A 12,519-nucleotide genomic window follows, 5' to 3' on the forward strand; every position below is an offset into this window, starting at 1 on the left:
TTAGAGTATTCATTGCAAGTTTCCTTATAGCAAGAAGAAAAAAATAAAAAAAACTAGTTAAAATTCAATCTAACTGTTTACATTATATCGCCTTATGACTCAAAAAAGAAACAGAAATTTACAAAATAAGGAATTGAATTTTGTAAATTTTCGATTTAATCTACCCGCTAGATTTATACCCATAATATTTTGTAAAAATTTTTATTAGGTTTTAAGTGCTATCTTGTTCTAATTAAATTCTTATATAAACTTCATAAGTGTACCTGTACTATTTATTGTGTTACTTGTTTTTCAACTGTTGACGCTTTAATCTTAGTTACTACTAAAACAATAATAAATACGACTGCTTGCAATAAGACAATACAAGGACCTGTTGCAACTGAGATGGTGGCGAAGGCAATAATAAGTCACTGGAGTATCGAAAATAGCTTACACTAAGTGCTTGATGTAATATTTAAAGAAGATGAATCAAGAATTCGTCGAGAAAATGCACCTGAAAATATGGCAACATTTAGGCGATTTGCAATAAATTTAGCTCGTTTAAGCCCAATCAAAGATAGTATGAAGAGTAAACTACAACGAGCTGGATGGTCAGATAAAATAAGAGAGTAACTTATGTTTGGTTAATTATTGTTCAAGTATGATTTTGCTCTATTTAGAAAATGAGTTTGGATGTTTTCAGTTTTTAGTATTTCAATTTGATATACATTTTATTACTTTTGATTTTAAATTATTTTAATAGTTACACTAAAAAAAGTAATAATACTTTGCAAGCGACCATTTTTTAACATATTATTGTAATTGTTTAACAAAACGTTAAACAGTTTATCAGTTATTTTTAAAGTTAAAGTAAGGAAAATCGTATGTTTAACAATCTTTTTGCCAATTTACAAAAAATTGGTAAAGCACTGATGCTACCTGTATCAGTATTACCTGTTGCAGGTATTTTACTCGGTGTTGGTGCCGCACACTTCTCTTGGATGCCAGAAATTATTTCAAATTTGATGGAGCAGGCTGGTGGTTCAGTATTTGGCCAAATGCCACTTCTTTTTGCTATTGGTGTGGCACTTGGTTTTACTAATAATGATGGTGTATCTGCACTAGCTGCTGTTGTTGGTTATGGTATTTATGTTGCAACTCTTAAAGTAATGGCAGGTTTTATAGGCATTGAAGGTATCGATACTGGTGTATTGGGTGGTATTTTATCAGGTTCTATAGCTGCGTGGTCTTTCAATCGTTTCTTCCGTATTCAATTACCTGCATATCTCGGTTTCTTTGCTGGTAAACGTGCAGTTCCAATTATTACAGGGTTCTTAACTATCTTTTTAGGTGTTGCTCTTGCATTCATCTGGCCACCAATTGGTAATGGTATTGAATCATTTTCTCATTGGGCTGCGGTACAAAACCCTGAAACAGCATTTGCTATCTATGGCTTTGTTGAACGTTCATTAATTCCATTTGGTTTACATCATATTTGGAATGTACCATTCTTCTTTGAAGCTGGAACTTGTGTAGATAACGCTGGTGCAGTGCAAAATGGTATTGTTACTTGTTTTGTTTCTGCGGATGCAGCAAGTCGTACCGCTGAAATGAGCTATTTTGGCCAAATGGCAGGTGGTTATCTATTTAAAATGTTTGGTCTTCCTGCAGCAGCAATTGCAATTTGGCACAGCGCCAAACCTGAAAATCGTGTTAAAGTCGGTGGTTTAATGCTTTCAGCTGCATTAACTTCATTTTTAACTGGTATTACTGAACCAATTGAATTTGCATTCTTATTCGTTGCTCCAGTTCTTTATGTGGTTCACGCTTTCCTTGCAGCAAGTGCATATTTTGTTACTAATGCTTTAGGCATCGTACACGGAATGACATTCTCACACGGTTTCATTGACTTTACGGTACTATCTTCAAACTCACACAAAATCTTATTATTAGTAGGTGTTGGTTTAATTTATGCCGCTATTTACTACACTGTATTCAGAGTATTAATCAAAGCATTAAACTTAAAAACACCTGGTCGTGAAGACGAAGCTGATGAAGCTAAAGTTGAACACGTTGAGCATTCTTTAATGGCTCAAGAGCTTGTTAAAGCCTTTGGTGGTAAAGATAATATTGCTAACCTAGATGCGTGTATTACTCGTTTACGTGTTTCTGTAAAAGATATTGAAACTGTTGATCAAGCTCGCTTAAAAGAGCTAGGTGCAGCAGGTGTTATTGTGGTTAAAGGTGGTGTTCAAGCTATCTTTGGTACAAAATCAGATATTCTTAAAACTGAAATGGATGATTGGATTAAAGCACACTAATCTCGTTCTATAATTGAAAAAGCTGATAGCTGAAAAGTTATCGGCTTTTTATTAGCAATAATATAACGTTATACTCTGTGGCTACTACCGATTAAAAGCTTACAATACAATTTCACCTTTCCAATCTATCAATCAACTCTTTCAACCCCTCTTAAAAATCTTGTTGTTTAACAATCAGAATATTTTCATTTTCTGCTTGGAAATCAGTGGCTTTATTATAATAATCACTAGGATCTAAAGGATTAACATTATATCCACACATTTTTAGGCTATAGCCGTAACTTAAAATTAAATCCTGATCTTTCTCTACTTTTAACCCAGCAGTATATTCATCATTAAAATCAATGGGGAGATAAATAATTTGTCCTTCTTTTAATTGGGTAATTTTTTGATACCAGAACGTCAATAATTGAACGAGAGTGTATTTTACATTCCCTCTTTTTCGTTTTCCCTCAGAAGCTAAGATCAAATAATAGCTATCTAATATTTTCTTTCCTATCAATTCTGGTATTTCAAACAATAAATCATTATGCTCTTTTGGGCTATTTTCTATAATCTCTATATTTATCATTTTTAACTTCTCTATATCAAATTAACCCTTATATTTATCGTACACCACATACTCAAAACAACCTTTTTTCTGTTTGTCTATCATTACCCAATTATCTTTAACTAACTGTTTTTCTAGAAATTTATTTAATAATCCGTGGGCAACTAAAATCGTAGATTGCTCTTTCTTGTGATGGTTATTTAATAGTGTAATAATTTTATTCACTCTTAATTTGGAGGTTTTAAATAATTCAACGCCTTTATTAAAGCCTAAAAACCATAAAATTCGTGAAATAACAAACCAGTTTTTTGTTTTTAATTTAATAAGAGGAATATTCACTATTGATAATTCAAACTCTCGAAATAAATCACTTTCTTGATAAGAAAGAGCATAAAAACCAAAAATTATTTGTGCTGTTTTTCTCGCTCGAGGCAGAGAGGAGACCAGCCCTATATACTTTTCTTTGTTGGCTATAATTTCTTTAGAAAGCGGACTTTTTAAAAGAAGATCGATTTCATTTTGTTGTATATTTGTCGTCCTGTTATAGTCAATTAACCTTTCCTTTGCAATTCTATACGGACACCTACCATAATCAATTAAAGGCGTTGCGTGTCTGACTAAAATAATCATAAAACATTATCCTTTTGCAAATTTTTGATAATATGTTACCGCTTGTTTTTTACATTAATATCAAGGACTTTGTGTAATAGCAATTTCTACTTTAAAATTTTTGATATACTCTTGTTGCTTGATAGTTTTACCTAAATAATCATAAATGCCTGACATATCAAAACTTAAACCTAATCCTAGATTTTCCTTATCCAATTTATGCAATTTTTCTATTTTTTCTGCAGGTAAATCTACATCTGAATAACTCGAGGTACTTAGCACACATAATCCAGCGTGACACTCTTACCATTGCATTTTAGGAATAGCATATTTATATAAAAATTTTTAAAGGAATTAACCAAAATCTAAATTCATCAATGGAATAAGGTAAAATCTCGTTTCCACCATATAGAATAACACCTTTAAAATTTCTATTTTTCATCGTTTTTGCAAGAGCGATCAAACCATTAAAATGTTCTTTTTTTATCGTTGAACCTGATTTAATTTCTAAGGCTAATATATCACCCTCTTTTGACTCCAGCACAAAATCTACTTCTTTTTGATATGGATCTCTAAAATGGTAAATTTGGGTATCAATTTGTGCGTAGCTCTGATGTTTAATGAGCTCAGTATAAACAAAGCATTCCACTAAATTACCGATATACTCACTTTTTTTCTCTAATAAATTTTTAGCATTGATATTTAATAGATGGCTCACAAGTCCAGTATCAATAAAGTGTACTTTTGGTGTTTTAACTACGCGTTTAAGTCCATTGTTTGAATAAGCGGGCACTAATTTAATGATGTATAAAGCTTCTAATATCTGTATATATTTTTGTACCGTTTTAGCATCTATATTGCCCATATTTTTCGCAATATTTGAGAAATTAACCAATGAACTTGTTTGAGTAGCTAAAATTTTAAGGAGTTTATCCAGCTGTGAGATTTTATCCAAATGTACATTTTCAAAATTTGCGATATCTTTAGTAATTCTTGCTTTTATATAAAAATCAAACCAAAATCCCCTTTCTTTTGAGCCTAACTGATAAACTTCAGGATAACCGCCATTAACGACTGCATTAATCAAGTCTTCTCTTGGAATTACAGAAAAATCTGTGTTGAATTTATAAAAATCATCACTAAATAATTTATCAATAATATTGATATTTTTATTATTGATTTCAGCATAAGATAAAGGAAAAAGATTAAAACTCACCATTCTGCCTGCTAATGATTCTTTTATTTTAGAATTTTTAAACATATCTGATGAGCCTGTGAGCAAAAACATTCCTTTTCTATTTAACTCATCAGCACTCATTTTTATCGCAGGTACAATTTCAGGAATCATTTGTACTTCATCTATTGCTACATTTTTATCTTCACTAATATATTCAATAAAATCCTCTGGATTTGCACTGGCAATATCATAGGTTTTTGCCTGATCAAAAGTGTAATATTGCATATTTAATTTTTTTGCAATTTCTTTCTGTAACGTCGTTTTTCCAGATTGTCTAGGTCCATTAATTGCAACAATTCTAAATATTTTTAACATACTTAAAATTGTCTCTTCAATCTTTCTATTTATCATATGATTTCTCCCTTATAAAGTTAAATCATACTGCCTTTTTCCGAATTATCCAACACTTTTTTCCATATTATCCATAAATATATTCCATATTATCCATAAATATATTCCATATTATCCATAAATATATTCCATATTATCCATAAATATATTCCATATTATCCATAAATATATTCCAAATAATCCATAATTAATAATTTATGGATTTAGGTTTTGATCTTGTAATTTCTCATTAGTATATAACGCCTTACCCGTTGCGATATCATAAATTATCCTATTACCTTGTTTATCTATAAAACCTGTCTTATAACCCTTATTAACACGGATAAGCGCCGTTTTGTACTGAATATTCACCTTATCATAATCCAAATAGACTGGCTTATCTGTTGCAAATAATTAAAGTGGTAACATTTTTGTTTACTACACTAATTTTTACAAATTCTAAATAAAAAAACCACTACATACTATATGTAATGGTTCTAAAATAAATACACAATGATGAATAACCTAACTAATTAATCCTGATTGTTTAAGAGAGTTTAACACAATGGTCTGCCCCTCTTTTGATAGAGAGGTCAATGGTAAACGTAAGCTAGGATCATCAATTAACCCAAGCTTATAAGCAGCCCATTTTACGGGTACTGGATTTGATTCAATAAAAAGATTTTTATGTAATGGCATTAAACGTTGATTAATAACTTCTGCTTCTGCAATTCGTCCTTGACGAACTAATTCACACATCACTGCCATATCTTTTGCTGCCACATTATTTGTAACTGAAATCACGCCTTGTCCACCGAGTTTCATTGTTTCAAACCCTGTAGCGTCATCCCCACTTAGGAAAATAAAATCTTGCCCTGCTGCTTCTTTAATTTGTGCAACTCTTGTGATATCACCAGAAGCCTCTTTTATTCCCACGATATTCGGTATTTCAGCTAAACGCCCTACAGTTTCAGGCAAAAGATCACTACTTGTTCTACCTGGTACGTTATATAAAATTTGAGGAAATGCGGTACTTTGTGCAATTGCTTTGTAATGTTGATACATCCCTTCTTGGGTTGGCTTGTTATAATAAGGTACCACACTCAAACAACCTGCTATATCTAAATTTTCCAGTAATTTTGTGGTTTTAATTGCATCTCTAGTACAGTTTGAACCAGATCCTGCAATAACAGGAATTCGTCCATTGGCAAACTCAACGGTTTTCTTTATAACTTCAATGTGTTCATTTATATTTAAAGTTGGGGATTCACCTGTTGTACCAACAGCAACAATTGCATCTGTTCCTGATTTAATATGATATTCAACTAATCTTTGTAAATTATCAAAATCAATTTCACCATCTGCTGTCATTGGTGTTACTAATGCTACAATGCTTCCATAAAATAAAGGGGTGTTCATTATCACTACTCCTGCTTTTTTCATATATTGCAGAGACAGGGAATGCCCTATTTCTACGAATGATTTGTAATTTATGAAGGGAAAAAGTCTGAGTTGGTCGATAAGCCGAGTTCTGTCGTGGACAATCATTCCTCTAGGCGTATATTCACACATACGCTCAAGCAACCTACCCGAACTCTGAGCGGGCCACCCATTGAGTTCCTATTTGGTCTTGCTACGAGTGGAGTTTACCTTGCTATGAAATGTTACCATACATACGGTATGCTCTTACCACACCCTTTCACCCTTACCTGATCTTTCTTAAAAAGAAAGCCATCGGCGGTCTTCTCTCTGCTGCACTTGTCGTAAGCTCACGCCTCCCAGATGTTATCTGGCACTCTGCCCTTTGTAGCCCGGACTTTCCTCTCGTCTATTTGTCCCACTAGGTCGTTTTATTTATTACTAAATAAAACACTTTAGGGCTTCAATAAACCAGCGATTGTCTGACCAACTCAGGTTAGGGAGTATAAAAGATTTTTATGTTTTTGCAAATAAAAATCAGGGGAAAAGCTGGAGAAATACAAAGCAACCGTAAACTTTTACCTATTGATTTTTAGAAATTAAGAATTATTATGTAGATACCATTAAGAAAAACGAGCATAAAAATAGTAAATTTTGAACTGGACGCCACCGCTATACTTTATCAATGCTTGATATAACTCATTGATATATAAACATATTGCATCGAATAATCATTCCTTATCGCTACGTAAAGAATTAAATTCGTTAATTTTTGATTTAATCTACCCGCTATCTATAAAACATAGCGGTTGCATTTATTCAGAAATTTACAAATTCCATACCTAATAATAAAAAATGCCCTCTTCAAATGAAGAGGGCATTTTATTTTAGATTAATCTTTAATTTCTATTCTTAAATCTTAATCTTACCACTGATAGCCTGCACCTATGCCAACGCCAACTTTTCCTTCCGTGTTTGCATTCAGATTTCCTTTGATAATCCATTTACCATTATCAAAAATCGATGAAAGTCCAATTGCAATTGAAACAGCTTTATCATAGTTAGCTCCAGCTAAAGAGACCATACTATGTCCCGGTTTATAAGCCTGTGGTAAGCTTGCTGCCGCCATCGCACTTGATGTGCCACTGTTCGCCTCTTTTCTGACTCCCTTTAATCCTTTATTTAACTGAGCAAGATTAACCGCATCCGTTGGTTTTGTTCCTGCTGCGATACCATGGATTTGGTTTCCACCCATATTGATGTCAACATTTTTCTCAACCGTTACCTTAGATCCTTCTTGGAGGTGGAGATTTCCGCCTTTATTAATGCTAATTTCTGAACCATTATTTACATTAATATTAGCACCTTTATTAATGGTGATACCTTTGTTGTCGATTGTGGTATTGTTGATTTCAATCTTATCTGCATCCTTAAGATCAACTTTCGCAACCGTTGCTGCAGAGAGTGTTAAGCTTCCATCTGTCTCCACTTTTGCATCTAGGTTTTTACCAAAGTTGAGTTTTAAGTTGCCATTTGCATCTGGTTGAATTTTTCCACTGTTTCCAACAGCTGTTTCTCCATTTTCCAGTTTGCTTGCATCTGTGTCATTGTCTACTAAGTCAAATTTAATGTTAGTTCCATCTTTTCCTCTTTCACCCTTTAATGATGCAAGGAAATCACCTTTTGATTTTCCTGTATTTCCAGGTTGCTCTTTCCAAAGATCAAAGGCGGATTGTCCATCTTTTCCTTTTGTACCTGCAGTACCACTATTTAATTTAAAATCAGGGTCATTTTTTATCGCGTCTTTATCAAGTGAAACAATGGCTTTATCCCCTTTAGTTTGTACTTTTAATCCATCTCCAAAATCAAAGGCAAAGTCATCAGAGAGTTTAATTTTCCCCGCATCTTGCCCTCCACTTAAGAAAGAAATAGTTGGTAACAATTGGTTTTGCCAAACAGTTACATTAATTCCTTCTGCTTTTCCTGCTAGATTAATCACTTTAGTATCAACGGCATCAACATAGATTTTAACGGCTCCACCTGTTACGGTATTGTTATTACCATCTGTAATTGTGCCTGTTCCAACTTTATTCAGAATCGTTGTCACCTCTCCCGCTAACTTCGCTTTTGTCACTGCGTTGTCTGCTAGACTGATTACTCCATTTCCGTCTTTAGTTAAAGTCGTTCCATCAAGATTCACTTTTAAGTCAACTTTACCTGCCGTCGTAGTTGTATCAATACCTACAGTCTTATCTGTGCTGATGATGTCATCCACTTCCAGTTTACTTGCAATATTCGCGTTAGTCGCTAAACCATCAATGCCCAGTTTTTTCTTCCATTTACCTACATCTGCAGGGTCTGTTAAGTTACTTGCATCTTTGTTCGCTTTCGCCGCTAAATCTGCTGCAAGGGTTGTCGTTCCTGCAACCTCTTTCACTTTCACCGCATCTAAGCCTAACGTATACACCGCTCCTTTATTCGCCGTTGCCACTGTTTTCGCCAGTGTTAAACCACTGTTTTGAACAATCGCCACTTCTTCTTTCGAGGTCTTGCCTACGTTAGTGATAGTGTTACCTAAATTGGTGATTTGACCTCCTAAGTTAGTAATACTTTGAGTATTACCTGCCACTTTATCATCTACCGCTTTCACCGCTTTGATTTGTGCTAACTCAGTCGTATTCGCTAAAGTTGCTGTACCAACATTGCCTCCAAAGGTCACTTTATTACCTGCAATATTTGTACCGTCTGCTTTTAAGTACGTGGTCGCAAGGTTTGTTGTACCTGCTAACGCTTTTACTTTATCCGCTTTAAGGCTTAATTTAACTTTACCTTTGGTTAAATCTCCACTGTTACTTACTGTGATATCCTCACTTTCAATCACATTTAGGTCAGCTTTGTTCAGTTTGCCTGCTGTTGCTGTATCAACGTAAGTTTTAACGGCTCCACCTGTCACAGTTTTTTGATTACCTGTTTCAACTGCGCCTGTTCCAACTTTATTCAGAATCGTTGTCACCTCTCCCGCTAACTTCGCTTTTGTCACTGCGTTGTCTGCTAGACTGATTACTCCATTTCCGTCTTTAGTTAAAGTCGTTCCATCAAGGTTCACTTTTAAGTCAACTTTGCCTGCCGTCGTAGCTGTATCAATACCTACAGTCTTATCTGTGCTGATGATGTCATCCGCTTCAAGCTTGCTGGCAATATTCGCGTTAGTCGCTAAACCATCAATGCCCAGTTTTTTCTTCCATTTACCTACATCTGCAGGGTCTGTTAAATTACTCGCATCTTTATTCGCTTTCGCTGCTAAATCTGCTGCAAGAGTTGTCGTTCCTGCAACCTCTTTCACTTTCACCGCATCTAAGCCTAACGTATACACCGCTCCTTTATTCGCCGTTTCCACTGTTTTCGCCAGTGTTAAACCACTGTTTTGAACAATCGCCACTTCTTCTTTCGAGGTTTTGCCTACGTTAGTGATTTGGTCTCCTAAGTTAGTAATACTTTGAGTATTAACTGCCACTTTATCATCTACCGCTTTCACCGCTTTGATTTGTGCTAACTCAGTCGTATTCGCTAAAGTTGCTGTACCAACATTGCCTCCAAAGGTCACTTTATTACCTGCAATATTTGTACCGTCTGCTTTTAAATACGTGGTCGCAAGGTTTGTTGTACCTGCTAACGCTTTTACTTTATCCGCTTTAAGGCTTAATTTAACTTTACCTTTGGTTAAATCTCCACTGTTACTTACTGTGATATCCTCACTTTCAATCACATTTAGGTCAGCTTTGTTCAGTTTGCCTGCTGTTGCTGTATCAACGTAAGTTTTAACGGCTCCACCTGTCACAGTTTTTTGATTACCTGTTTCAACTGCACCTGTTCCAACTTTATCCAGAATATTAGTGACATCTCCTGCTAACTTCGCTTTTGTCACACTACCGTTTAAAATATTATGCTCTCTCACCGCGTCATCTATTAGGGTAATTTTTCCATCTACGGTTGTACCAAAAGACGCCTCATTAAGGTTCACTTTTAAGTCAACTTTGCCTGCCGCCGTTGTAATACCTACAGTCTTATCTGTGCTGATGATGTCATCCGCATCCAGTTTTGTGTTAAGTGCAGTGTTGACTTGTGTATCAGTCACTAACTTGCCTGTTGGCGTGGTGATATTTGCACCTGTATTTAACTTGGTTGTCCAAGCATTTACTTCTGTTGTTCCTAAATTATCTGCATTTTTATCTGCTTTTGCACCAGAATTGAGCGTTTTTATTTTCGCAATTGCTTCATTAATAGTATTTTTACCTGTACCACCAATATTAGTGAAAGTAATATTCCCATCTTCATCTATTGCCGCATTACCACCAAAGTTGTTTTTAACTGATTGCGCAACATTACCTAACACGGTATTAGTGGCAAACAGTTGTGAGCCGTTAATGGCATCCGTTGAAGTTTGAGCAATTTCACCCGGAGCAACATTAATAATTTGTTTTTCGTGATAGGCTTTACCCACCGACACGACACCATCTGCAAAACCTGAAAACTCCTTGTATTTAAGACCATTTATCACCGCTGTTTCATTGACTTGTGCATCCTCTCTGGTTTCTGCTTCTGAGCCTAAGGCAACGGAGTTTTCGTGATTGGCAACAGCGTCAAAACCAAGTGCTAACGTGTTATTTTCCGTAGCCCTTGCTCCATAACCGATTGCTGCCGCTTGTTGTTCACCACCACTTTGACCTGCTACTGTTGCACTACCAATAGCAATTGAACCTCTTGAATGTGCCGTTGCACCCTCTAGTAAAGAGCTGAAACCGCCTTTTATTCCACCTACACCCATCCAAATTGATGCATCATAAAGCTGAGCTCCCCCCACAGCGAATGAACCCACACCTAAAGCTTTTGAGCCCCCTCCCATTGCTACTGATGTAGTACCTGATGCTGTTGCTAATGCCCCTACTGCAAATGAAGATTCTCCCGAAGATTTTGTCCCCACTCCCATTGCTAATGAGAATCTTTCCGAAGAGTTTGTCCATTCCCCTATTGATGTCGAGGATATCCCGCTAGCAGAAACATTATGCCCCAAACCCACAGCATTCAAACCGGTAACTTCCCCCGTCCCTATAGACACTGACCAGCCCCCCGTTGCGCTTGCACCAGGTCCCAATGCCTTTCCAAGTTGACCGCCAGCGCGTGAGCCAACACCCAGCGCAACACCTTGCTTCACTGCACTTGCGTTTTCCCCCAGTGCCACTGAACCCCCTGCGGCAGATGCGTTACTACCCAGTGCAATACCAAAGCTCTCTGCACTTGCTTCATTCCCCATTGCCACCCCTTTGTGCGCGGCTGATGCTCCAGAACCCACTGCAATAGCAAAATAATCTGAATTTGCTGACGGCCCCAGTGCAATACCGTTTTCTCCTGCCATTGTTTCTTTCCCCAATGCAACACCATTTTGTATTGCCCTTGCACCAGCCCCAGCTGCAACTCCAAATTCTCCTGAATTTGCGTTCCCTCCGATTGCCGTTCCCCATTCACCTGCTGTTGCTTGCATCCCCATTGCAATTGCTCCTGAGTTTAAGGCTTTAGCAGCCGACCCCATCGCAATTGCTCCGGTTCCCACTGCCACAGTTCCCCTCCCTACAGCAATTGAATGTTGAGCAGCATCACCAGAACTTCCCACCTTTACTTTTGTTGTGGAATCACCACAAATAAGTATAGTTTTATTTCCGTGTACATCCTCATGAAAAGCACAATCTCCTCCTCCCGATACCTGAAAAGCAGCCATTGCAGTACCATAACTAAAAATAGTCGATAAAATTAATGCTATTTTTGATAAACAGAAAATAGAGGCGTGTTTTTTGTGTTTGTTTTGAGAACTAAGGATAGTTGATTGGTTTTTTGTTCTGCCTTTGGCTAGTTCTGATACCACAGTAAAGACTTGGAGACTGCGGTTAAATACAACTTTGTAAACTTTATTCATAATATACTTCTCTTAATTTAATTAGTATATCCATCCTAGAGGTGTTGAGATAATAAATCCATTTATTGTCATTTGAAATTTTAATTTATTAGAAATAAACTGACTC

Annotated in this window: 7 protein-coding genes, 1 other RNA gene and 1 pseudogene; 2 read left to right on the forward strand and 7 right to left on the reverse strand. The window is 36.0% G+C overall.

All coding sequences use genetic code 11. The features are described 5' to 3' along the window. Positions 1-387 precede the first annotated feature (387 nt). Positions 388-612 (forward strand): annotated as a pseudogene (locus KGI96_RS04140) (ISAs1 family transposase); the annotation flags it as partial. A gap of 251 nt (positions 613-863) precedes the next feature. Then, positions 864-2,300: a PTS glucose transporter subunit IIBC gene (gene ptsG, locus KGI96_RS04145; protein ID WP_211599436.1), complete on the forward strand. Its 1,437-nt coding sequence runs from the start codon at positions 864-866 to the stop codon at positions 2,298-2,300. Positions 2,301-2,451: 151 nt separating this feature from the next. Here ptsG and KGI96_RS04150 read toward each other — a convergent pair whose 3' ends face one another. From KGI96_RS04150 to KGI96_RS04180, 7 genes are all read right to left on the reverse strand, one after another. Beyond that, positions 2,452-2,871: a hypothetical protein gene (locus tag KGI96_RS04150; protein ID WP_211599437.1), complete on the reverse strand. Its 420-nt coding sequence runs from the start codon at positions 2,869-2,871 to the stop codon at positions 2,452-2,454. 21 nt (positions 2,872-2,892) lie between these two features. Next, positions 2,893-3,480: a histidine phosphatase family protein gene (locus KGI96_RS04155; protein ID WP_211599438.1), complete on the reverse strand. Its 588-nt coding sequence runs from the start codon at positions 3,478-3,480 to the stop codon at positions 2,893-2,895. 60 nt (positions 3,481-3,540) lie between these two features. Further along, complete coding sequence (locus KGI96_RS04160) at positions 3,541-3,741, reverse strand: hypothetical protein (RefSeq protein WP_211599439.1); 201 nt, start codon at positions 3,739-3,741, stop codon at positions 3,541-3,543. Positions 3,742-3,790: 49 nt separating this feature from the next. Continuing rightward, a complete protein-coding gene (locus KGI96_RS04165) occupies positions 3,791-5,047 on the reverse strand; it encodes an ATP-binding protein (protein WP_211599440.1) in 1,257 nt (418 codons plus the stop codon). A gap of 504 nt (positions 5,048-5,551) precedes the next feature. Beyond that, complete coding sequence (dapA, locus tag KGI96_RS04170; RefSeq protein WP_211598244.1) at positions 5,552-6,451, reverse strand: 4-hydroxy-tetrahydrodipicolinate synthase; 900 nt, start codon at positions 6,449-6,451, stop codon at positions 5,552-5,554. 79 nt (positions 6,452-6,530) lie between these two features. Beyond that, positions 6,531-6,939, reverse strand: an RNA gene (gene rnpB, locus KGI96_RS04175) — RNase P RNA component class A. Positions 6,940-7,370: 431 nt separating this feature from the next. Next, a complete protein-coding gene (locus KGI96_RS04180) occupies positions 7,371-12,413 on the reverse strand; it encodes a YadA-like family protein (protein ID WP_211598109.1) in 5,043 nt (1,680 codons plus the stop codon). Positions 12,414-12,519 lie beyond the last annotated feature (106 nt).

It is taken from the genome of Phocoenobacter atlanticus subsp. cyclopteri (assembly GCF_018343795.1).
GTDB classification, from domain to species: Bacteria; Pseudomonadota; Gammaproteobacteria; order Enterobacterales; family Pasteurellaceae; genus Phocoenobacter; species Phocoenobacter atlanticus.

What these genes read in the sequence shown, in the direction of transcription:
- ptsG (WP_211599436.1), top strand. Translation starts at nt 864, where the DNA reads ATGTTTAACAATCTTTTTGCCAATTTACAAAAAATTGGTAAAGCACTG.
- KGI96_RS04155 (WP_211599438.1), bottom strand. Translation starts at nt 3,480, where the DNA reads ATGATTATTTTAGTCAGACACGCAACGCCTTTAATTGATTATGGTAGG.
- KGI96_RS04165 (WP_211599440.1), bottom strand. Translation starts at nt 5,047, where the DNA reads ATGATAAATAGAAAGATTGAAGAGACAATTTTAAGTATGTTAAAAATA.
- KGI96_RS04180 (WP_211598109.1), bottom strand. Translation starts at nt 12,413, where the DNA reads ATGAATAAAGTTTACAAAGTTGTATTTAACCGCAGTCTCCAAGTCTTT.
- KGI96_RS04150 (WP_211599437.1), bottom strand. Translation starts at nt 2,871, where the DNA reads ATGATAAATATAGAGATTATAGAAAATAGCCCAAAAGAGCATAATGAT.